Origin of the sequence: Rhizobium sp. Leaf311 (assembly GCF_001423445.1) — a bacterium.
Classification (GTDB): domain Bacteria; phylum Pseudomonadota; class Alphaproteobacteria; order Rhizobiales; family Rhizobiaceae; genus Agrobacterium.
In genome coordinates this window covers 39,401-59,223 of record NZ_LMNZ01000004.1, presented here as the reverse complement: position 1 = coordinate 59,223, position 19,823 = coordinate 39,401, and the positions used below count along the sequence as shown (strand labels likewise).

The window sequence follows — 19,823 nt, the reverse complement described above, 5'->3', positions numbered from 1 at the left end:
AAAGGTGCCATGTTGCGTTTCTCGGCTCAGGCATTCCGGGTTGATACATCGTATTTATCGGCCGTTTGGTCATACGATAAATAGGAACTGTCAACCCACACAGCGCCTTGCCAACAGAAAGATGGACGGAAGGCGCGACGATGAAGCCGCGCCTTCCAGACAGATTACATGATCTTGCCAGCTTCGAACTGAGCGCGGATTTCCTTGCGCTCGGCTTCCGGTGCAGCAACCAGGCCGTAGTTGGCCAGCGGAGAGTCAGGTCCGATCATCTCGTCAGAGGTGAAGAACTCAACATATTCCTTGAGGCCAGGGATAACGCCGACATGTGCCTTCTTGACGTAGAAGAACAGTGGGCGCGAAACAGGGTACTTGCCGCTTGCAACGGTTTCCGTTGTTGGCACGACGTCGCTGACGGTTGCAACCTTCAGCTTGTCCTTGTTGTTTTCGTAGAATGCCAGGCCGAAGACGCCGAGACCTGTCTTGTTCGCATCGATACGAGCGAGCGTTTCGGTGTAGTCGCCGTCGATGTCGACTGCCATGCCGTCCTTGCGAACTGCGATGCACTTGGCAGCAGCCTGCTTGGCATCTGGAACCAGACCCTTGATGGCGTCGGTTGCGCCAGCTTCCTTGCAGCCGTCAGCCATGATCTTCTCTTCGAAGACTTCGCGTGTGCCGTGCTTGGAACCTGGGATGTAAGCAGCAATCGCTACATCAGGCAGTTCCTTGTTGATTTCGGACCACTTCTTGTAAGGGTTGGCAACGAGCTTGCCGTCCTTGACGATTTCAGCTGCGAGACCGAGGTAGAGATCCTTTGGCTCGAGCTTGACGTCCTTGTTGGACTTGTCCATCGCGAAAACGATGCCGTCGTAACCGATCTTGACTTCCTGAACGTCGGTAACGCCAGCTGCCTTGCAGGCTGCGAGTTCGTCAGCCTTGATCTTGCGCGAAGCGTTTGCAATGTCGATGGTGCCTTCACCAACGCCAGAGCAGAATGCCTTCAGACCGCCGCCCGTGCCGCCGGACTCAACGACCGGAGCCTTGAAGTCAGGGAAGGTTTCAGCGAAAGTTTCAGCAACGATCTTTGCGTAAGGCAGAACGGTGGAGGAACCAGCAACCTGGATCTGGTCGCGAGCAGCGGCGGCGCCTGCGAAGGCAACGGAAGCCACCAGGGCTGCTGCGGACAATTTTACGATATTCATGTGACTCTCCCGTATGGGGCCCTGTAATGGGCTTTTGTGAACGCTGCCGGCAGTAGCTTTTTACCCGCTGGCCCAATCTGGGCTGCCCCGGCGGCCTCTTCTTAACCAGTCTTGCCACACCCTTTTATGTCACTTCGATGAAGTATTTGTGACAGCCTAAGTTTCTGAATAGAAACAGTTTTTTATTTCACAAAATCACGTGATACGGGTTTTATGTCAAAAACGCACGGTAAAGTCCGTACCCACCTCAAGTTCCGAGCGGATTATGAGGCGCGCGCGGTGGCGCGTGAGAATATGCTTGACGATGGCAAGGCCCAGACCCGTGCCTTTTTTGGAGCGACTATCGGCCACGCTGACGCGATAAAACCGCTCGGTCAGCCGGGGAACATGCTCTGCCGGAATGCCAGGCCCCTTGTCGACCACGCCGACCTCAACAGGTTTACCGGCTTCGGCCCGCAGGAACACATCGACCACCTTGCCATCCTGACCATATTTGCAGGCATTTTCGACAAGGTTCTGGAAGACCTGCACCAGTTCGTCCCGGTCTCCCGTCACCTCCACCTTGCCATCGGGAACATGAAGGTTAATCTCGATACCAAGTTCTTCGGCCAGCGGCAGAAGGCTGTCGCGCACATGGCCCAGAAGCGGGACCAGATCGACTTTCTGGTCGGGTGCAATATTGGCGCGCAGTTCCAGCCGCGACAGCGACATCAGGTCGTCCACCAGACGGCTCATGCGCGTGGCCTGATCCAGCATGATGCCGAGAAAGCGTTCACGCGCCTTGGGATCATCCCGGGCGGGTCCCTGCATGGTTTCGATAAAGCCGCGAAGAGACGCAAGCGGCGTACGCAGTTCGTGGCTTGCATTGGCGACGAAATCGCTGCGCATACGGTCTATGCGGCGAAGCTCCGAAATATCGCGGAAGGACAAAATATAGAGCGGTGGCCCGGCCTGCTCCTGCGCCGCGGCAAGCGCTATGCTGACCACAAAGACGCGTTCGGAAGGAAGACGTTCTGAATGTTCCACCTGGTTGGGCTGACCGGTGGCAATCGTTTCCCTGATGACATCCAGCAGACCCGGCGAGCGCAGGCGCCCGGAAATATGCGAGCCCACAGGAAGAGTGCCGAACGCCCGTTCCGCCGCGTTGTTTTCGAAAAGAACGCTGGCATTGCGATCCAGAATGAAGACCGGCGTATCGAGAACAGCGAGACCTGAGCGAACACCCGAAATATGACTTTCGCTGACAGCCTGCTCCTCATCGATCTCCTGCACGGCAGCGCGTTTTGGCGCCTTTGCCACCGAGCCCGGGCCGATGGCGAGAATGGCCAGCACGGCCCCGGCCCACAGCGCCAGCGGAACATAGGGTGCGCGCAGCTCCGTCATCGCCACGATTGCCAAAAGGGTAACGACCAGAATAGGCAACCAGCTACGGCGCAGCCCGCCCCAATACCGCCCAACCGTGCTGCCGCTTTCCGAGACCGCCATTGCCATCTGCTTTCCTCTGACGCCGAAAATCAGCGTATCGACCCTTTTACCGCCCTTTCATGACAGAGATTCATCACTATGTCTTTTCCACAGCCAGTTCTTTCACGGTTGCGAAACAGGATTGCAGATATTTCTGGGTCGTCCGCCTCGCAAACGAGGGGATTTTCATGCCGGTTACAACGGCAGCACAATGGGAGCCACGATGAGCGAAAACAGCAAAGACCGTTCAGTCGAACTGCAGATCGACGGAAAGACGCACATATTCAACATCGATGACCCCGTTCTGCCCGACTGGGTCGAGGCGAAGAAACTTTCGGCCGGTGGTTTTCCCTACGACAAGAAGATGAAACGCGAGGAATACGAAAAGACGCTGGAAGCGTTGCAGATCGAGCTGGTGAAGGTCCAGTACTGGCTGCAGGCCACGGGCAAGCGCATCATGGCGGTTTTCGAGGGTCGCGACGCCGCAGGAAAGGGCGGCGCGATTTCCGTCGTGAAAGAGTATCTCAATCCGCGTTATGCACGCATCGTGGCGCTGACCAAGCCAACGGAAACCGAGCGCGGCCAGTGGTATTTCCAGCGTTACATCTCGCATTTCCCGACCGCAGGCGAATTCGTGATGTTTGACCGTTCCTGGTACAACCGCGCTGGAGTTGAGCCGGTCATGGGGTTCTGCACGCCGGAAGAACACAAGCGGTTTCTGAAAGAAACGCCCCGGCTGGAAAAGATGGTGGTGCATGAAGGCACGCATCTGTTCAAGTTTTGGCTGGATACGGGCCGCGAAACCCAGATAGACCGTTTTCATGACCGCCGCCACAGCCCTCTCAAGGCGTGGAAGCTTTCCGACATGGACATTGCCGCGTTGACCAAGTGGGACGATTACACGGCGATGCGCGATCTCATGCTGGAGAAAACCCACATAGAAGATGCGCCCTGGACCGTGATCCGCGCCAACGACAAGCGCCGCGCACGGATCAATCTCATCAAGCACATCCTGAAATCGCTGGATTACGAAGGCAAGGACAAGAAGGCGATTGGCGACATCGATGACAAGATCATCGGCTCCGGCCCCGATTTCCTGAAATAGACGTTTCCTCTTAAATGAAGGTCACAGGAACTCGCTCCCTGTGGCCCTCACCGCCCCGATCGTCCATTATTCTCCCGGCAGGATGCGCGCCGAATAGAGATTGACGGGTCGTCCATTGCCATCGATATCGCTGTTGATGATGATGCGTCCGGGCGCATTCGGCGCTATCGTCCGGTCAAATGTGACATTGATGAGCATATCCGCCCGCTCCGGCGTTGCCGTGAAGCGATGGCGGGCGCAATTTCCCAGGCTGCCGAAATCGCAGCTTATCGAAAGCTGCGTCTGCCGGTCGCTGGACGATTGCAGGGTCACTGAGATCGTCGACGACTTTCCGGCCATTTCCCGCAGGACTTCTGTGGGAACGGTGATGCTCACATTGCCATCGCTTTCCGCGACGCGGGATGTCAGGCGGACGGCTTTTCCTGCCGGTGTGAAGATTGGCTCGACAGCCGAAAGTGAGCCGGTTTGAAGGCCTGCATTGCCCTGCTCGGCATTGAAGACCTCTTCCCAGGCTTCGGAAAAGCCTCTTCCCGCTTCCAGGCTTGGCTGGGGTGCCGTTTCCGCGCCGGTAAAATCTTCCGATTGAACCTGCGGCGGCGGGTTTGGCACGCTGGTGTCCCTTTCTGCAGAGCTGAGCAACAGGCCGGAGCTATAGACCCACCATGCGCAAAACCCCAGGAAGGCAAAGAGCGTGAAATAGATGAAGAGGCGGGCCACAAGTCCCTTCTTGCGGCGCGCCTTGGCTGCACGTTCCGGCTTGAAGGCAAGCGATGCCGCATCTGCCGCGACCGGGGCGGAGCGCGCATCGGGCGCCATCACGCCGCGCTCGGCGCGAAAGTCGCCCATGTCGTCGATTGACGTATCCGGTTCGCGCGGTTCTCCGCGCACCTCAGCCTCTACCGGCAGAACATCCTCGTCATTTTCCACCTGCCGCGTCGGCGCTGAGACCGATGGCCGGACAGGCGGCGGTGGCGGAGCGGCTGCTCTGGCTGCTTCGCGCCGGACATGATCCTCCACCACGCTCAACAACCGGTTTCGCTCTTCGCCCTCGATGGCATGAATAAGCGTTTCAAGACGCTGACGCTGCTGCGCAACAACCTCTGGATCTTCTATGCCCTGCTTGCGTAGGCCCGCTTCCAGCGCCTGACGGGAAGACTGATAGATCCTCGCCCTCACCTCGGCACTCGATCTGTCCGATTTTTCGAGGGCATTTCTGATTGCCGTTTCCAGTCCGCTCACTATCGGTCCTTTTCTTGCCATCCGAAAGGCTTTTGCGGCATTGCGCCATATGTTTACGATTCGGTAACGTCTCGCTTGCCCAACCGCAAGAGAAGTATTTGGCAAACGTCAGAATGTCGTGGGAAAACATGCCCGAAACGCACGGCCATATGCGTGTTTGCAAGATCAGGCTTGTTTTGGGCCTACCCATTCATGGGAGATGCAGCGACCACAGCGTACTTAGGACCAACACAAAACCAGCCGCTTTTTTCGCTTTTCAAGGACGCTTGGCTTCGCTACATCTTACGTGCGCGTAAACGTCACTCACGGGAGGAAACATGCTGCCGTCCGTCCTCAAGGATAATCTTCGACTGCCGGTGATTGCCTCGCCGCTTTTCATCATTTCCCACCCGGAATTGACGCTGGCACAGTGCAAGGCAGGCGTTGTCGGCGCGTTTCCGGCGCTCAATGCACGCCCTGAAAGCCAGCTGGACGAATGGCTTTCGATGATGACGGAAGACCTTGCCGCCTATAATGCAGCCAACCCGGAAAAACCGGCAGCTCCCTTTGCCGTCAACCAGATCGTCCACACATCCAACAAGCGGCTGGAGCACGATCTGGGCCTATGCGTGAAGTACAAGGTGCCTGTTGTCATCTCGTCGCTGGGTGCCGTGCCGGAGGTCAATGCCGCGATACACTCCTATGGCGGTATCGTGCTGCATGATGTCATCAACAACCGCCACGCCAATTCAGCCATCCGCAAGGGCGCCGACGGACTGATTGCAGTCGCAACCGGCGCAGGTGGCCATGCGGGCACGCTTTCGCCTTTCGCGCTGGTTCAGGAAATCCGCGAATGGTTTGACGGCCCACTGCTTCTCGCAGGCGCCATCGCCAATGGTGGCGCGATCCTCGCGGCACAGGCCATGGGCGCAGACATGGCCTATATCGGCTCTCCCTTCATCGCCACGACGGAAGCGCGGGCCAGCGAGGCCTATAAGCAGGCCATCGTCGAGGCCAATGCCACTGACATCGTCTATTCCAACTATTTCACCGGCATCCACGGCAACTACATGAAATCCTCCATCATCGCCGCCGGAATGGACCCCGACAATCTGCCCGTGGCCGACCCATCGAAGATGGATTTTGGAGCCGCAACCAGCGGCGCAAAGGCATGGAAAGATATATGGGGCGCAGGCCAGGGCGTGGGTGCGGTCAAAGCCATCGAACCCGTCTCGGCCCTGGTCGATCGTCTGGCATCGGAATACGCCGCAGCCAAGGCGCGGATTTGTGCTTGACCTCATCTGACAGGCAGTATCGACCACGGATTTTTTATTGAAGCCTATTTCAAGACTTGAAATCCTTGCCCATTGCCTGTATCAGCCCGCCATACGCCGCGCCGAGACATATTCGGCGCTTCGCAGGCCGCTTTAGCTCAGTTGGTAGAGCACGTCATTCGTAATGACGGGGTCACGTGTTCGAGTCACGTAAGCGGCACCATTTCCTTTAAAAGATTATGATTGTACCTGCGCGACGCGGCAAAGCTGTTATGCGTTGGTCATTGCTGCGGCTGCACCGTCGTTCTCGGGATCAACGTCCCGTCCTGGCTTTGGGGTGAAAGCTGCCTGTCGCCGTTGAGGAAGGCGATGCTGAGCACGATGCCTACGAGGGCGCACAGCAGGGCTACGAATATCAGGCCGGATCTGTCTATTGGCTTCTTCATGGTTCGCTAACATAAGCGTGATTGTGGAGATGGTTGGGCGCGGGACACATTTCTTTAAAGTTGGATATATTTGGTTACAAATGCATGAAGGCGGGACCCAGCCCGCCTTCGCATATTAACCTTTTGCTTTGTGAAAGGCGCGTCAGATAATGCCGCCGCTGCCGCCTTTGGTCTCTGGGCGCTCAGTCGCAACCTTGGCGCGGTAGCCGCTGGCGCGGTAGGTGGCGATGGGGTCGATTGCGCCACCGGAAAGTCTGCGGGCTTCAGCGAGAATGGCCTCGACATCGGTACGATAGGCGCGCTTCAGCGTGTCGGATGCCATCAGCGCGTCATTGTCCTGCTGGAAACCATCCAGAGCCACTCGGTCCACCAGCAGCGCCTGCGCATAGGCGCGGCGGATTTCGTTGGCGCTGGAGATGAGGCTTTCGATCGGGTCCGTCACATTGTGCGACTGGTCGATCATGTGCGCCGGGTGGAAGCCTTTGACGCCGCGATGGTCTGCATCGACAAGCTCGTTGAAGACGAGGAACAGGCGATAGGGATCGATCGAGCCCGCATCCAGATCATCATCGCCGTATTTGCTGTCATTGAAATGGAAGCCGCCGAGCTTGCCGAACTGGATGAGGCGGGCAACGATCATTTCGATATTGGTGTTGGGCGCGTGGTGGCCGAGATCCACGAGGCAGAAGGCCTTGTCGCCCAGCGTGTTGGCGATGAGGTAATTCGTGCCCCAGTCCTGCACCACGGTTGAATAGAAGGCGGGCTCGTACATCTTGTGTTCGGAAAAGATGCGCCAATCATCCGGCAGTGCCTTGTAGATATCGGCCATGGCCGAGAGATACCGCTCGAAGCTTTTGGTGAAATTGCTCTGGCCGGGGAAGTTGGAGCCATCGCCCACCCACACCGTCAGCGCCTTGGAGCCAATGGCGTTGCCGATTTCGATACATTCGATGTTGTGCTCCACAGCCTGCGCACGGGTTGCAGCATCGGCGTGGCTGAGGGAGCCGTATTTGTAGGAATGCGGCTGGTCCGGCGCATCCGAGAACGTGTTGGAGTTCATCGCATCGAAGCCGAGACCCAGAGCATCGGCATGTGCTTTGAGCACCTTCGGGTCCTGTTTGTCCCAGGGAATGTGCAGGGAGACATTGGGTGTTGCTGTCGTCAGCTGGTTGATGACGGCGCAATCATCCAGTTTGTCGAAAATACCGCGCGGCTCACCATTTCCTGGAAAGCGGGCAAAGCGCGTGCCGCCGGTGCCCACGCCCCAGGAGGGAACGGCCACGTAGAATTCCGATACCTTCTGCGTGATGACGTCGATATCGATGTTGCGACGGGAAAGATTGGCACCCAGCGCCTCGTAATCTGCCACGTGAGCACTCTGGCGTTTCTCATTCTCGCGATCAACGATATCGGCCGCTATTTTCAGTTCGGTCATGCCCGCTCCTCCCTTTGCTTGCCCAAAAGTGAAACCAATTCCGCGCTCCCCACGTTATGTGGCTGAAAACAAACAGACGGGATATTCAATCGTGGACGTTATTCGCATTCTTCTTGCCATTTTCCTGCCGCCTGTCGGCGTGTTTCTTCAGGTTGGCCTTGGCCTGCATTTCTGGCTCAATCTTCTCTTGACGCTGTGCGGCTACATCCCCGGCATCATCCATGCCATCTGGGTTATCCTGCGCAAGTAAGCCCTCGTCTCACCCGCACTTAGCGGGTGAAACTTTGCGCATTACCGGCATCCACATTGATGATGTTGCCAGTTGATTTGGCCGAAGCATCGGATGTGAGGAAGTAGATTGCTTCCGCAATATCCTCCGGGAAAACGTTCAGCTTCAGCATGGAGCGGTTGCGATAATGCTCCTCAAGATCGGTCACTTCGATCTTTGAGGATGCAGCCCTCTGCTCCCTCCACTCGCCATTCCAGATTTTCGAGCCGCGCAGAACGGCATCCGGATTGACCGTGTTGACGCGGATTCCCGCATCAGCGCCCTCAAGCGCCAGGCAACGCGCCAGATGAATTTCGGCAGCCTTTGCCGTGCAATACGCAGAGGCGTTGGGCGATGAAGCAAGACCGTTCTTGGACGCGACGAAGACCACGTTACCTCCGAGCTTCTGACGACGGAACAGCCGGAAAGCTTCGCGCGAAACGAGGAAATAGCCGGTTGCGAGAATATCGATATTCTTGTTCCACATGGCCAGCGTGGTGTCTTCCACAGGCGCAGACGAGGCAATGCCGGCATTGGAGACGAGAATATCAACGCCGCCGAATTCAACGCCGGCTTCAACAAAGGCTGACAGCACCGCGTCTTCCTCGGTCACGTCGAGTTTGACGGTGCGCACGGCATCCGCGCTAAACCGCTTTTCGAAATCGCCCTTGGTGGCTTCCAGAGCGCCTTCGTCAATATCGGCCAACACCACGCAGGCGCCTTCATTTGCGAGACGCTCCGCCGTCGCGCGACCGATGCCACCGGCACCGCCGGTGATGAAGGCGACGCGGCCAGCCAAGCTCTTCGGCTTTGGCATCCGCTGGAGCTTTGCCTCTTCCAGAAGCCAGTATTCGATATCGAAGGCTTCCTGCTCCGGCAGGCCCTGATACTCGGACACCGTGGAAGCGCCGCGCATGACGTTGATGGCGTTGACGTAAAACTCACCGGCAATACGGGCTGTCGCCTTGTCCTTGGCAAAGGAGAGAAGGCCAACACCGGGGATAAGGAAAATCACCGGGTTAGGGTCACGAATCTTAGGCGAATTATCGTGCTTGCAGGCCTCGTAATATCTGACGTAATCGGCACGGTAATCGGCCAGCGCCTGATCAAGCCCGCCAAGCAGCGCATCCACATCGGGGTTCGCCGTGTCGAGATCGAGGATCAGCGGGCGGATCTTGGTGCGCAGAAAATGGTCAGGGCAGGATGTGCCGAGCGCGCCAAGCGGCTTCAAGTCCTTGGAATTGACGAATTCGAGCACGGCGTCCTGATCATCGAAATGACCGAGCTTGCGTTCATCACGACCGATGCGACCACGAATCTCCGGCATCAGGCGGGCAGCTATGTCCCGTCGTTCCTGCGGTGACAGGCTCTTGGCAACCGCGCCACCAAAGATGGTCTTGCCCTCGGTTTCCTTGGCAAACCAGGTGATCGCCTTATTGATGATCTCAAGCGTCAGTTCGTAGCAGGCCTTGGCATCATTATCCCAGGTAAACAGGCCATGGCTTTCCAGCACCACACCTTTTGCGGTGGGGTTTGCCTTGACGAAGGCTTCGAGGTCGAGACCGAGCTGGAAGCCGGGGCGGCGCCATGGCAGCCAGCCGATATCGGACCCGAAAATCTGTTGCGTCAGCTCTTTCGAATTCTTCGATGCGGCTATGGCGATGATCGCATCCGGGTGCATGTGATCGACATGGGCAAACGGTACGAAACCATGCAGGGGCGTATCGATGGAAGCGGCGCGCGGGTTGAGATTGAAGGTGCAATGGGGCAGGAAACCGACCATGCGGTCTTCGTCTTCAACACCCTTGTAAATGCCTTTCAGCGCTTCCAGCTTGTCGAGATAAAGCGTGGCAAAGCCATCCAGCTTGATGGTGCCGACATCGCCGCCCGAACCCTTGACCCACATGACGCGGACCTTTTCGCCCGTCAGCGGATCTGTTTCCAGAACCTTGGCCGACGTGTTGCCACCGCCATAATTGGTGATGCGCTTGTCTGCACCCAAAAGATTGGAACGATAGAGCAGCTTGCCCGGCTCATCGAGTGTTGCCGCATAGGCATCATCCCAGCGGTTTTCGAGAAGACCCGTCTGGCCCATCGCAATATCCTCCCATGTCGTTTATCGCAGACCATGAACACCGGTCCGCCTCCCAATGCAGGCAGGTATCGCGCATTCAAAACGACAATGTCAATCATAAACGATCATATATTTTCATGTTGCATCGCAGCATTGTTTATTTTGATTGAACTTGATTGACAACGCCGGATCTTTACGAATAACTGACCAGCAGGAGGACCCCATGCACGAAAGCGAACGCCATCGCATCATCTTGAGCGCCATACAGGAAAAGCCTGTGGTGACGGTGCAGGATATTGCCGAATTGACGGACGCTTCCGAAGCGACGATCCGGCGCGATATCGCTTCTCTGCATGTGCAGGGCAAGCTGCGGCGGGTGCGCGGCGGGGCTGAAGCGGTGCATCCACCGCAGCTGGGCAATCTGGCAGCACGGCCATTTCGCGTGTCGGAATCGGTCAATATCGACAAGAAACGATCAATTGCGCGCAAGGCGGTGGATCTCTGCGAGGAAGGCGATGCCATCATCATCAATGGTGGCACCACGACCTTCCAGATGGTGCATTACATGTCAGCGCGCCGTTTGCAGGTCATGACCAATTCCTTTGCCATTGCCGAGCATCTGGTCAAGCATTCCAAGTGCAATGTCAGCGTTCCCGGCGGCGCGATCTACCGCGACCAGAGCCTGATCCTGTCGCCGTTCGAGAATGACGCGATCCGCAATTTTTATGCGCGCAGGATCTTCATCGGCGCGCAGGGTGTCGGCGCTCTCGGCATCATGGAGTCAGACGCGCTTGTCATTCAGAGCGAACAGAAATTGATGCGGCAGGCGGAAGAGCTGATCGTGATGATCGACTCGTCCAAATTCCGCAAACGCTCAAGCCTTATTCTCTGCCCGCTGGAAAACGTGTCCACCATCATTACCGATGACGGAATTTCCGACGAGGCAGCAAAAATGGTGGAGGCGGCGGGCGTTACGCTGGTGGTTACCGGCGCCGTTGCGGCTGCACAAGCTACGCCACCGCCAGACGAAGAGGATTCCGCCTCGGTTGCTTGAGGAGCGCCGCGGCGGAGAATGATGTTCAATCGGGAGGAGAACCAACATGAAACTGTCACGTAGAAAAATGAGCCAGGCCCTGGCACTGAGCGTTGCCATCGGCGTTGCCGGTTTTGGCGGCATGGCGCAGGCGAAAGACATGAAGATTGCGCTTGTCGTGAAGTCGCTGGGCAACGGCTTTTTCGAAGCCGCCAACAAGGGCGCACAGGAAGCCGCCAAGGAACTGGGCGGCGTCGAGATCATCTATACGGGCCCAACGTCGACAACGGCGGAAGGCCAGATCGAGGTCATCAATTCGCTGATCGCGCAGGGCGTTGATGCCATCGCCATTTCCGCCAATGATCCGGATGCGGTTGTGCCAGCACTGAAAAAGGCAGCACAGCGCGGCATCAAGGTTATCTCCTGGGATAGCGGCGTTGCACCGGCTGGCCGCATTCTCCAGCTCAACCCATCCTCCAACGCGCTGATCGGCAAGATGTGCCTGCAGCTCGCAGCCTCGCATCTGGATGGCGGCAAGGGCGATTTCGCCATCCTGTCTGCCACCACGACATCGACGAACCAGAATATCTGGATCGACGAGATGAAGAAGCAGCTTAAGGACTTCCCCGGCCTCAACCTCGTCACCACTGTTTACGGCGACGATCTCGCCGACAAGAGCTACCGCGAAGCGCAGGGCCTCCTCACCTCGCAGCCGAACGTGAAGGTCATCGTTGCCCCCACAACCGTTGGCGTGCTGGCTGCATCGCAGGCCGTGAAGGATGCGGGCAAGATCGGGCAGGTCTTCGTGACAGGCCTTGGCCTTCCCTCGGAAATGGCCGGTGCCATCAAGTCGGGTGCGACCAAGGAATTCGCCATCTGGAACCCGATCGACCTCGGCTATTCCGCCACCCAGATCGCCTATCACCTTGTCAAGGGTGATGCGGATGGCAAACCCGGCAGCGAAATCGAAGCCGGACGCATGGGCAAGATCAAGGTCGGCGAGAACAGTGAAGCCGCCATGGCTGATCCCTTCGTCTACAACTCGTCCAATATCGATCAGTTCTCAAAGATTTTCTGATCCTTAAGGTTGTGCCCGACGGCTATCGTCGTCGGGTTTTCAGACCGAAATCACACACTCGACGTCATATCAGGGCCTGTCCCTGACATCTGCAACGGATCGACTTCCGCTACGTGGTTAGATCCTCGGGACAAACCCGAGGATGACGTTGAATATGCTGCTTGCCCCTGCTCGAAAGTGAGCGTCCGGATTCTTGAAAATGACGACTGCAATCGAAACAATGGTTGAAACAAATGCGTTGGAAACGACGCCTGTTCCCAACCAGACTCCCATTCTCGAAATGCGGGGCATCAGCCAGATTTTCCCTGGCGTCAAAGCTCTCGATGGCGTCAATATCCGGCTCTATCCTGGCAAGGTCACGGCGCTGATCGGTGAAAATGGCGCGGGCAAATCGACCCTCGTCAAAATCCTCACGGGCATTTACCGCCCCAATGAGGGTGAAATCCTGCTGGACGGCCAGCCCGTTACGTTTCAAAGCGCGCAGGATGCCATTGATGCGGGCGTGACCGCCATTCATCAGGAAACTGTGCTGTTTGACGAGCTTTCCGTGGGTGAGAACATCTTTCTCGGCCATGCGCCAAAGGGGCGCTTCGGACTGATCGACTGGAAGACCATCAATGAACGGTCGCGGGCGCTGCTGGAGCGGCTGGAAAGCAAGATCGATCCGACCATCCGGTTGAAAGACCTTTCCATTGCGCAGCGCCATCTGGTGGCGATTGCCCGGGCGCTGTCTGTCGAGGCCCGCATCGTCATCATGGATGAGCCAACAGCGGCCCTTTCGCGCAAGGAAATCGACGATCTCTTCCGCATTGTCGAGAACCTGAAACGACAAGGCAAGGCGATCCTGTTCATCAGCCACAAATTCGATGAGGTCTATGAGATCGCCGAAAGCTACGCCGTTTTCCGCGATGGCAAGATGGTCGGTTCGGGCGAACTCGCGCAGACACCACAGGACGAAATCGTGCGGCTGATGGTGGGCCGTGATGTGAAGGACGCCTTTCCGAAACAGGCGGTCAATATCGGCACGACCACGCTATCGGTGCAGCGCTACTGCCACGATACCGAGTTTCGCGACATTTCCTTTGATCTGCGCAAGGGCGAAATCCTCGGGCTGTACGGCCTGATTGGTGCGGGGCGCTCGGAGCTTTGCCAGTCTCTGTTCGGCATCACCCGTCCCGCGTCCGGCACTCTGACGCTTGATGGTCAGCATATCTCGATCCGCAGTCCGCAGGATGCGATTGCGGCGGGCATCGTCTATGTGCCGGAAGAGCGCGGGCGGCATGGGCTGGCGCTTGATTTGCCGATATATCAGAACATGTCTCTGCCCTCTTTGGCGCGCACATCGCGCAAGGGGTTTCTGGCCGCTGCCAACGAGTTTGCGCTGGCGCGCAAATATGCCTCGCGTCTCGATCTGCGCGCTGCCGCCCTCTCCGTCCCCGTTGGCACACTCTCCGGCGGCAACCAGCAGAAGGTCGTCATCGGCAAATGGCTGGCCACCCAGCCCAAGGTCATCATTCTGGACGAGCCGACCAAGGGCATCGATATCGGCTCAAAGGCCGCCGTTCACGGCTTCATCAGCGAACTGGCCGCTGAGGGCCTGTCGATCATCATGATTTCATCGGAACTGCCGGAAATTCTCGGCATGTCGGACCGCGCCATCGTCATGCGCGAGGGCCTGATGGCGGGCATGTTCGAACGAGCGGATTTTTCAGCCGAAAAGCTTGTGCGTGCCGCCACAGGAAACGCGTGAGAGGACCAACGCCATGAAAAGACTTCTTAAAAACCGTGAATGGCTGCTGGCAGGCATCATTATCGCCCTGATCGCAGGCTTTTCCATGCGTTCCCCCGGCTTTGAGCGCCCCGGAAATCTCGTCAATATCTTCAACGACACATCCATCCTCATCATTCTGGCGCTGGGCCAGATGGCGGTGATCCTGACGAAATCCATCGATCTCTCGGTGGCCGCCAACCTTGCCTTTACCGGCATGGCCGTGGCCATGACCAATGCTGCCTTTCCCTTGATACCCCTGCCCTTCCTCATCGCCATGGCAGTCGTCATCGGTGCGCTTCTGGGGTCGATCAACGGCATTCTCGTCTGGTGGCTCGGCCTGCCCTCCATTGTCGTCACATTGGGCACATTGACGATCTATCGCGGCATGGCCTTTGTGCTCTCCGGCGGCGCGTGGGTAAATGCACACCAGATGTCGCCAACCTTTCTCAACGTGCCACGCACGCCGGTCATGGGAATGCCGGTCTTGTCATGGGTCGCGATCCTGATCGTCGCGGGCGCATGGCTGGTCCTCACGCGCACCTCCTTCGGGCGCTCGGCCTATGCCTCCGGCGGCAATCCGGGAGCTGCGGTCTATGCGGGCATTGATGTCGGACGCACCCGCTTTCTGGCATTTGTTCTCTCAGGCGCACTGGCGGGGCTTGCAAGCTACCTCTGGGTTTCGCGCTATGCCGTGGCCTATGTCGATATCGCATCCGGCTTTGAGCTGGATAGCGTCGCCGCGAACGTCATCGGCGGCATATCGATTGCCGGTGGCATCGGCTCGGTGGCCGGTGCGGTGCTGGGGGCGTTGTTCCTCGGCGTCATCAAGAATGCGCTGCCCGTCATCGGCATTTCGCCCTTCGCTCAGATGGCGATTTCCGGCGTCGTCATTGTGCTGGCCGTGGTCTTCAACGCCCGCGCCGAAGCCAAGAAGGGCCGCCTCATCCTGCGTGACAGGGCGGCAACCGAAATCAGCAAGGAGGCATCGGCATGAGCACGGCTGCACCCGAAACCTCAACGCCCCGCATCATTCCAGACAAGCTCGGTACGCCATTCAAGCGCATCATGGCCAGCTGGGAAGTTCTGCTCTTGGGCGTTGCGATCCTCATCTTCATCGTCAATTCCTTCGCATCGCCCTATTTTCTCGATGCCTATAATCTCTCGGACGCCACCTTCAACTTTACCGAAAAGGCGCTGATCGCCTTTGCCATGGCGCTTTTGATCATCGCGGGTGAGATCGATCTTTCGGTTGCCGCCATCATCGCGCTTGCCTCCACCGTCATGGGTTATGCGGTGCAGATGGGCGTCGGCACACCTGGCCTTGTCGCGCTCGGCATCGGCACCGGCCTTGCCTGCGGTGCGTTCAATGGCTTTCTGGTGGCCGGGCTGAAGCTACCCTCCATCGTCGTCACCATAGGCACGATGAGCCTGTTTCGCGGTATTTCCTATCTGGTTCTGGGCGATCAGGCATTCGGCAAATATCCTGAAAGCTTCGCCTATTTCGGACAGGGCTATGTGTTCTGGGTCATATCCTTCGAATTCGTGCTTTTCGTGGTCATGGCGGTCGTCTTCGCCATTCTGCTGCATGCCAACAATTTCGGCCGTCAGGTCTTCGTCATCGGCACCAACCCTTTTGCGGCACGGTTTTCCGGCATCCCGGTGGAGCGGGTGAAGTTCATCCTCTTCCTGCTGACCGGCCTCATGAGCGGCATCGCCGCCGTGTGCCTCACCTCGCGTCTGGGCTCCACCCGTCCCTCCATCGCGCAAGGCTGGGAACTGGAAGTGGTGACGATGGTGGTTCTGGGCGGCGTTTCCATTCTGGGCGGTTCCGGTACCATTGGCGGCGTTGTCATTGCGGCCTTCGTCATGGGCCTCGTCACCTTCGGGCTTGGCCTCCTGAACGTTCCGGGCATCGTTATGTCCATCTTCGTCGGCCTCCTCCTCATCATCACCATCGCCATTCCCATCGTCGTGCGCCGTCTGCGCGTCATGAGGTAGACCATGCCAGAATTTGAAAAACACGCCTTCAAGATGAAGCTCTTTCCCGGCATGGAAGCCGAGTACCGCAAACGCCATGACGAGATCTGGCCGGAGCTGGTTGCGCTTCTGCATGAGGCGGGTGTGCGCGATTATTCCATCCACCTCGATCCCGAAACCAACGTTCTCTTCGGCGTGCTCACGCGACCCAAAAACCACGGCATGGCTGAACTGCCTGACCATCCTGTCATGAAACGCTGGTGGGCGCATATGGCCGATATCATGGAAAGCAATCCCGACAACTCGCCCGTGGCCCGCGACCTCGTCACGCTGTTTCACCTGCCATGAGCGAGCCGATCCGCCACATCGCCGTCATCGATATCGGCAAGACGCACGCCAAGCTGATCGTGGTCGATGGCGAAAGCGGAGAGGAAATCGCCTCCCGCAAGATTGCCAACCGGGTTCTGAGTGCGCCGCCCTATCCGCATTATGATATCGAGACCCTGTGGACATTTATGATGGAGGGGCTCTCGGCATTTCAAAAAGAGCCGGGATATCAAGCGATTTCCATCACCACCCACGGGGCGAGTGCGGCACTCCTGAACAGCAGGGGTGATCTGGCCATGCCGGTTCTGGATTATGAACATGGCTATCCCGAGCATATTCAAACAGCCTATGCGGCGCTGCGTCCGCCCTTTGAGGAAACCTTCTCACCGGCGTTGCCCATTGGCCTCAATCTCGGCGCGCAGCTGCATTATCAGAAAACCGTGTTTCCCTCAGACTTTGCGCAGGTCACGGATATCGTAACCTACCCGCAATATTGGGCCTATCGCCTCACCGGCATAAAGGCCAACGAAGCCACATCGCTGGGCTGTCATACGGATCTCTGGCAGCCGGACAAGGGTTGCTTCTCCAGCCTGCCGCAGGCGCTGGATATCGCCCATCTTTTTCCCGCGGTCCGCTCTGCTTTCGATGCGCTGGGGCCGGTTCTGCCGGAGATTGCGGATGTCATTGGCTGCAGCAGCGACTTGCCCGTCTATTGCGGGTTACATGATTCCAACGCTTCGCTGCTTCCGCATCTCATGGCGCGCAAAGGGCCTTTCGCGGTGGTATCGACCGGCACATGGGTCGTCTGCTTCGGAGTGGGCGCTGTCGTCGAAAAGCTTGATCCTGCACGCGATACGCTGGTCAATGTCGATGCCTTCGGAAAGCCGGTCCCGTCAGCGCGTTTCATGGGTGGTCGGGAGTTCGAGATTTTAACGCACGGCATAACCCGGCTCTCTCCAGAATCACTGGAGCGGGCGACTATGCGCGTTCTGTCAGGCAAGGTCGCCTATCTGCCCAGTGCGGTAGAAGGCTCGGGGCCTTTCCCGGACCAGCGCGGACATTGGATGAACGAACCCGCTGATGATGCCGAGCGCCATGTCGCGGCCTCGTTCTATACTGCCATGATGACCGCGACCTGTCTCGACCTGATTGGCAATGCGGGGACGATCATCGTGGAAGGTCCCTTCGCGGGCAATCTGTCCTTCATGAAAGCACTGGCCGCCATCACCGGTGGACAGGTCCTGGTCACGGATGGAAACAGCCCCTCCGGCACCGGCCTTGGGGCAACGCTGCTGGCTACGCGAAACGCGCCACGGCAGTCGTACCATCCGGTCACGCCTTTGAATGGGGTTACGGAATACTATCGATCATGGCGTGAGGGGCTTCAGCCTATCGCCTGAACAAGCGCAAATCCCCCAACCGCAGCAACGCCCGTCAGCACGGTGCCCCAGAGAATATCGGCCACGCAGACCTTTATCGACCATCCCTTTAGCGTCGAAAGATTGGTCATGTCGTAGGTGCCGTAAGCGATGAAACCGAGGATCGCGCCCGAGAGCAGCGCCGATTGCCACGTGCCCCCATCCAGGGCAGGAATGACGGCAAAGTAGACGATACCGGCGATATAGAAGAGATAGAAAATCCCCGCTGCGGCGAAATTGGGTTTCGGCAACATCAGCGGACCGATTTCACGCTTGTAGAAGTTTACCGCAAGCTTCGACAGCCAGATGAAATCCAGACCGAAGAAGACGATGGCAGTGCCGATATAGGCGACGAGGTATTCCATCGTCCACTCTCCCTTTTAGATGCCGAGAACGGGCTGAAGCAGCCGAACCAGCCAACTTTTGAACTTCAATGGCGCGTCGGTGACGGCGAGGCAGATACAGTCTTCCCCCTCACCCGCAATCGGCTGGTGGGTCAGATCTTCATCGGCTTCCTCGAAATCCCCACGTCGGAACACATCGTCACCGTCCTTGAAGTAACCCGAAAGAACGACCGTAAGTTCCCGCCCGCCATGGGTATGTTCCGGCACCGGCTTTCCAGCCGGTATGCGCAGCAGGCGGACATTGGCCTCGCCATCGCGTGTGCGAATGGGGAAATGGTAGGCGCCGGGGCCAAGCTGTTTCCATTTCAGCGCATCCACGTCACCACCGGCATAGGAGCGGAGAGGCTCCGGCAAGACCGCGCCGGTCGGCTGAGGTCTTGACTGTGATGCCGTCTGGCCGGAAGGCCGAGTAACCGCATCAGGCTTCAGCAGCTTGCGGATCTGCGCCCATTGGTCGTCAGAAATCTCCTGGCTTTGGGCAGGCTCGATATCTTGCAACAGGGCTCCACCCGCCATCTCAAGGGTCTTGAGCCGCTGGCGGCTTTCGGGACACAGCGCCAGGTGGGTTGAAACCGCAAGGCTCCAGCTTTCACCAAGGCTTCCCGACGCATAATCCAGCAGCAATTCATCACTGACACGATGCCGTACGCTCATGTGCGGTCCTCCAGGGCAGCGCGCAGCTTGGCGAAGGCGAGCCGAATACGCGATTTGACGGTTCCAATCGGCAGGCCGAGTTGCGCGGCAATCGTGCTGTGCGAGGCCTCGTCAAAAAACGAGCGCTTCAAAAGATCAAGCTGCTCTTTCGGCAGTTGCGCCAGCGCCTTGTGCAGTCTTTGTGCGTCCTGCACTTCCTGCATCTGCTCATCGGCAGCAGGGGCATCGTCCTTGACGAAAGCGGGATCGTTCACATCGAATTCCGGGCGCTTGTCTTTCCTGTGGGCGTCGATACGCAGGTTTCGGGCAATCCGGAAAATCCAGGCGGAAGCATTTCCCCTCGCCGGGTCGAAAAGTGTGGCCTTGTTCCACACCGTCATCATGGTTTCTTGCATCAGTTCCTCAGCGGCCTGCGCATCGCGCACTTGCCGTAACATGTAGATCCGCACGCGCGGCCCGTAATAACGAAAGAGAACTTCGAACGCTTCAACGCTGCGTTCGGCAGCCACGGCTTTCAAAAGAGCCGGACATTCGCTTTCAATGTCATTCTTGGAGGTTTCATTCATGCGGATCGGCTTCTTTCCGCTTCCATACGGTTTTCCCATGGCCGGTGCGACCCGGCTTTTGGGAATATAGTGGCACGCGGGGCCGTCTATGGAAACGTTTATTGTCATGAAT

The 19,823-nt window shown here is 57.9% G+C and carries 19 protein-coding genes and 1 tRNA gene; 11 read left to right on the top strand and 9 right to left on the bottom strand.

Annotated features, from left to right (window positions below; translation table 11 throughout):
• Positions 1-164 precede the first annotated feature (164 nt).
• Complete coding sequence (locus ASF69_RS06075) at positions 165-1,199, bottom strand: substrate-binding domain-containing protein (RefSeq protein WP_062586360.1); 1,035 nt, start codon at positions 1,197-1,199, stop codon at positions 165-167.
• 216 nt (positions 1,200-1,415) lie between these two features.
• Positions 1,416-2,684, bottom strand: a complete 1,269-nt coding sequence (gene phoR / locus ASF69_RS06070; RefSeq protein ID WP_062587174.1) for a phosphate regulon sensor histidine kinase PhoR — start codon at positions 2,682-2,684, stop codon at positions 1,416-1,418.
• Positions 2,685-2,886: 202 nt separating this feature from the next.
• On the opposite strand from phoR, the gene ppk2 reads away from it, so the two are divergent.
• Entirely contained in the window at positions 2,887-3,768 is an 882-nt protein-coding gene (ppk2, locus tag ASF69_RS06065) for a polyphosphate kinase 2 (RefSeq protein ID WP_062587173.1), read from the top strand.
• Between the two features lie 66 nt (positions 3,769-3,834).
• On the opposite strand, the gene ASF69_RS06060 is transcribed toward ppk2, so the two are convergent.
• Positions 3,835-5,007 (bottom strand): hypothetical protein, encoded by a 1,173-nt coding sequence (locus tag ASF69_RS06060; protein ID WP_062587172.1) that lies wholly within the window; start codon positions 5,005-5,007, stop codon positions 3,835-3,837.
• A gap of 317 nt (positions 5,008-5,324) precedes the next feature.
• Here ASF69_RS06060 and ASF69_RS06055 point away from each other — a divergent pair, with 317 nt between their 5' ends.
• The gene (locus ASF69_RS06055) at positions 5,325-6,281 is read left to right on the top strand and encodes a nitronate monooxygenase family protein (RefSeq protein WP_062586358.1); all 957 of its coding nucleotides are present in this window, start codon (positions 5,325-5,327) and stop codon (positions 6,279-6,281) included.
• Positions 6,282-6,407: 126 nt separating this feature from the next.
• Positions 6,408-6,483, top strand: a tRNA-Thr gene (locus tag ASF69_RS06050).
• 58 nt (positions 6,484-6,541) lie between these two features.
• Here the strand turns inward: ASF69_RS06050 and ASF69_RS23335 are convergent.
• Together ASF69_RS23335 and rhaI are read right to left on the bottom strand one after the other, a co-directional pair.
• Positions 6,542-6,706 carry a hypothetical protein gene (locus ASF69_RS23335; protein ID WP_200939045.1) on the bottom strand — a complete coding sequence of 55 codons (165 nt, stop codon included), beginning with the start codon at positions 6,704-6,706 and terminating at the stop codon, positions 6,542-6,544.
• A gap of 142 nt (positions 6,707-6,848) precedes the next feature.
• Positions 6,849-8,141, bottom strand: a complete 1,293-nt coding sequence (rhaI, locus tag ASF69_RS06045) for an L-rhamnose catabolism isomerase (RefSeq protein ID WP_062586356.1) — start codon at positions 8,139-8,141, stop codon at positions 6,849-6,851.
• Between the two features lie 91 nt (positions 8,142-8,232).
• Between rhaI and ASF69_RS06040 the strand changes: the two genes are divergently transcribed.
• On the top strand, positions 8,233-8,391 hold the full coding sequence (locus ASF69_RS06040; RefSeq protein WP_082469676.1) for a YqaE/Pmp3 family membrane protein: 159 nt from the start codon (positions 8,233-8,235) through the stop codon (positions 8,389-8,391).
• Between the two features lie 19 nt (positions 8,392-8,410).
• Here ASF69_RS06040 and ASF69_RS06035 read toward each other — a convergent pair whose 3' ends face one another.
• Positions 8,411-10,504, bottom strand: coding sequence for a bifunctional rhamnulose-1-phosphate aldolase/short-chain dehydrogenase (locus ASF69_RS06035; protein ID WP_062586353.1), 2,094 nt, complete (start codon positions 10,502-10,504; stop codon positions 8,411-8,413).
• Between the two features lie 202 nt (positions 10,505-10,706).
• On the opposite strand from ASF69_RS06035, the gene ASF69_RS06030 reads away from it, so the two are divergent.
• The 7 genes from ASF69_RS06030 to ASF69_RS06000 all read left to right on the top strand — a co-directional run bounded on the left by ASF69_RS06030 (position 10,707) and on the right by ASF69_RS06000 (position 18,069).
• Positions 10,707-11,537 carry a DeoR/GlpR family DNA-binding transcription regulator gene (locus ASF69_RS06030; protein WP_062586352.1) on the top strand — a complete coding sequence of 277 codons (831 nt, stop codon included), beginning with the start codon at positions 10,707-10,709 and terminating at the stop codon, positions 11,535-11,537.
• A 46-nt stretch (positions 11,538-11,583) separates the two neighbouring features.
• Positions 11,584-12,594 (top strand): rhamnose ABC transporter substrate-binding protein, encoded by a 1,011-nt coding sequence (rhaS, locus tag ASF69_RS06025; protein WP_062586350.1) that lies wholly within the window; start codon positions 11,584-11,586, stop codon positions 12,592-12,594.
• A gap of 220 nt (positions 12,595-12,814) precedes the next feature.
• On the top strand, positions 12,815-14,344 hold the full coding sequence (locus tag ASF69_RS06020) for a sugar ABC transporter ATP-binding protein (RefSeq protein ID WP_156462021.1): 1,530 nt from the start codon (positions 12,815-12,817) through the stop codon (positions 14,342-14,344).
• 13 nt (positions 14,345-14,357) lie between these two features.
• A complete protein-coding gene (locus tag ASF69_RS06015; protein WP_062586347.1) occupies positions 14,358-15,359 on the top strand; it encodes an ABC transporter permease in 1,002 nt (333 codons plus the stop codon).
• A complete protein-coding gene (locus ASF69_RS06010; RefSeq protein ID WP_062586345.1) occupies positions 15,356-16,363 on the top strand; it encodes an ABC transporter permease in 1,008 nt (335 codons plus the stop codon). The genes ASF69_RS06015 and ASF69_RS06010 overlap by 4 nt, the downstream gene beginning before the upstream one ends.
• Before the next feature lie 3 nt (positions 16,364-16,366).
• The gene (gene rhaM, locus ASF69_RS06005; RefSeq protein WP_062586343.1) at positions 16,367-16,690 is read left to right on the top strand and encodes an L-rhamnose mutarotase; all 324 of its coding nucleotides are present in this window, start codon (positions 16,367-16,369) and stop codon (positions 16,688-16,690) included.
• Positions 16,687-18,069, top strand: a complete 1,383-nt coding sequence (locus ASF69_RS06000) for an FGGY-family carbohydrate kinase (RefSeq protein ID WP_062586341.1) — start codon at positions 16,687-16,689, stop codon at positions 18,067-18,069. The genes rhaM and ASF69_RS06000 overlap by 4 nt, the downstream gene beginning before the upstream one ends.
• On the opposite strand, the gene ASF69_RS05995 is transcribed toward ASF69_RS06000, so the two are convergent.
• The 3 genes from ASF69_RS05995 to ASF69_RS05985 are packed head-to-tail and all read right to left on the bottom strand — an operon-like array spanning position 18,054 to position 19,819.
• Entirely contained in the window at positions 18,054-18,452 is a 399-nt protein-coding gene (locus tag ASF69_RS05995) for a DUF2177 family protein (RefSeq protein ID WP_062586339.1), read from the bottom strand. The two genes, ASF69_RS06000 and ASF69_RS05995, sit on opposite strands and share 16 nt — an antisense overlap.
• Before the next feature lie 15 nt (positions 18,453-18,467).
• The gene (locus tag ASF69_RS05990; RefSeq protein ID WP_062586337.1) at positions 18,468-19,145 is read right to left on the bottom strand and encodes a ChrR family anti-sigma-E factor; all 678 of its coding nucleotides are present in this window, start codon (positions 19,143-19,145) and stop codon (positions 18,468-18,470) included.
• Positions 19,142-19,819, bottom strand: coding sequence for a sigma-70 family RNA polymerase sigma factor (locus ASF69_RS05985; RefSeq protein WP_348271372.1), 678 nt, complete (start codon positions 19,817-19,819; stop codon positions 19,142-19,144). Before ASF69_RS05985 ends, ASF69_RS05990 begins: the two co-directional genes overlap by 4 nt.
• Between the last annotated feature and the right edge of the window lie 4 nt (positions 19,820-19,823).

Coding starts and splice junctions, on each gene's coding strand:
- ASF69_RS06075 (WP_062586360.1), bottom strand. CDS start 1,199: ATGAATATCGTAAAATTGTCCGCAGCAGCCCTGGTGGCTTCCGTTGCC.
- phoR (WP_062587174.1), bottom strand. CDS start 2,684: ATGGCGGTCTCGGAAAGCGGCAGCACGGTTGGGCGGTATTGGGGCGGG.
- ppk2 (WP_062587173.1), top strand. CDS start 2,887: ATGAGCGAAAACAGCAAAGACCGTTCAGTCGAACTGCAGATCGACGGA.
- ASF69_RS06055 (WP_062586358.1), top strand. CDS start 5,325: ATGCTGCCGTCCGTCCTCAAGGATAATCTTCGACTGCCGGTGATTGCC.
- ASF69_RS23335 (WP_200939045.1), bottom strand. CDS start 6,706: ATGAAGAAGCCAATAGACAGATCCGGCCTGATATTCGTAGCCCTGCTG.
- rhaI (WP_062586356.1), bottom strand. CDS start 8,141: ATGACCGAACTGAAAATAGCGGCCGATATCGTTGATCGCGAGAATGAG.
- ASF69_RS06035 (WP_062586353.1), bottom strand. CDS start 10,504: ATGGGCCAGACGGGTCTTCTCGAAAACCGCTGGGATGATGCCTATGCG.
- ASF69_RS06030 (WP_062586352.1), top strand. CDS start 10,707: ATGCACGAAAGCGAACGCCATCGCATCATCTTGAGCGCCATACAGGAA.
- rhaS (WP_062586350.1), top strand. CDS start 11,584: ATGAAACTGTCACGTAGAAAAATGAGCCAGGCCCTGGCACTGAGCGTT.
- ASF69_RS06020 (WP_156462021.1), top strand. CDS start 12,815: ATGGTTGAAACAAATGCGTTGGAAACGACGCCTGTTCCCAACCAGACT.
- ASF69_RS06015 (WP_062586347.1), top strand. CDS start 14,358: ATGAAAAGACTTCTTAAAAACCGTGAATGGCTGCTGGCAGGCATCATT.
- ASF69_RS06010 (WP_062586345.1), top strand. CDS start 15,356: ATGAGCACGGCTGCACCCGAAACCTCAACGCCCCGCATCATTCCAGAC.
- rhaM (WP_062586343.1), top strand. CDS start 16,367: ATGCCAGAATTTGAAAAACACGCCTTCAAGATGAAGCTCTTTCCCGGC.
- ASF69_RS06000 (WP_062586341.1), top strand. CDS start 16,687: ATGAGCGAGCCGATCCGCCACATCGCCGTCATCGATATCGGCAAGACG.
- ASF69_RS05995 (WP_062586339.1), bottom strand. CDS start 18,452: ATGGAATACCTCGTCGCCTATATCGGCACTGCCATCGTCTTCTTCGGT.
- ASF69_RS05990 (WP_062586337.1), bottom strand. CDS start 19,145: ATGAGCGTACGGCATCGTGTCAGTGATGAATTGCTGCTGGATTATGCG.
- ASF69_RS05985 (WP_348271372.1), bottom strand. CDS start 19,819: ATGACAATAAACGTTTCCATAGACGGCCCCGCGTGCCACTATATTCCC.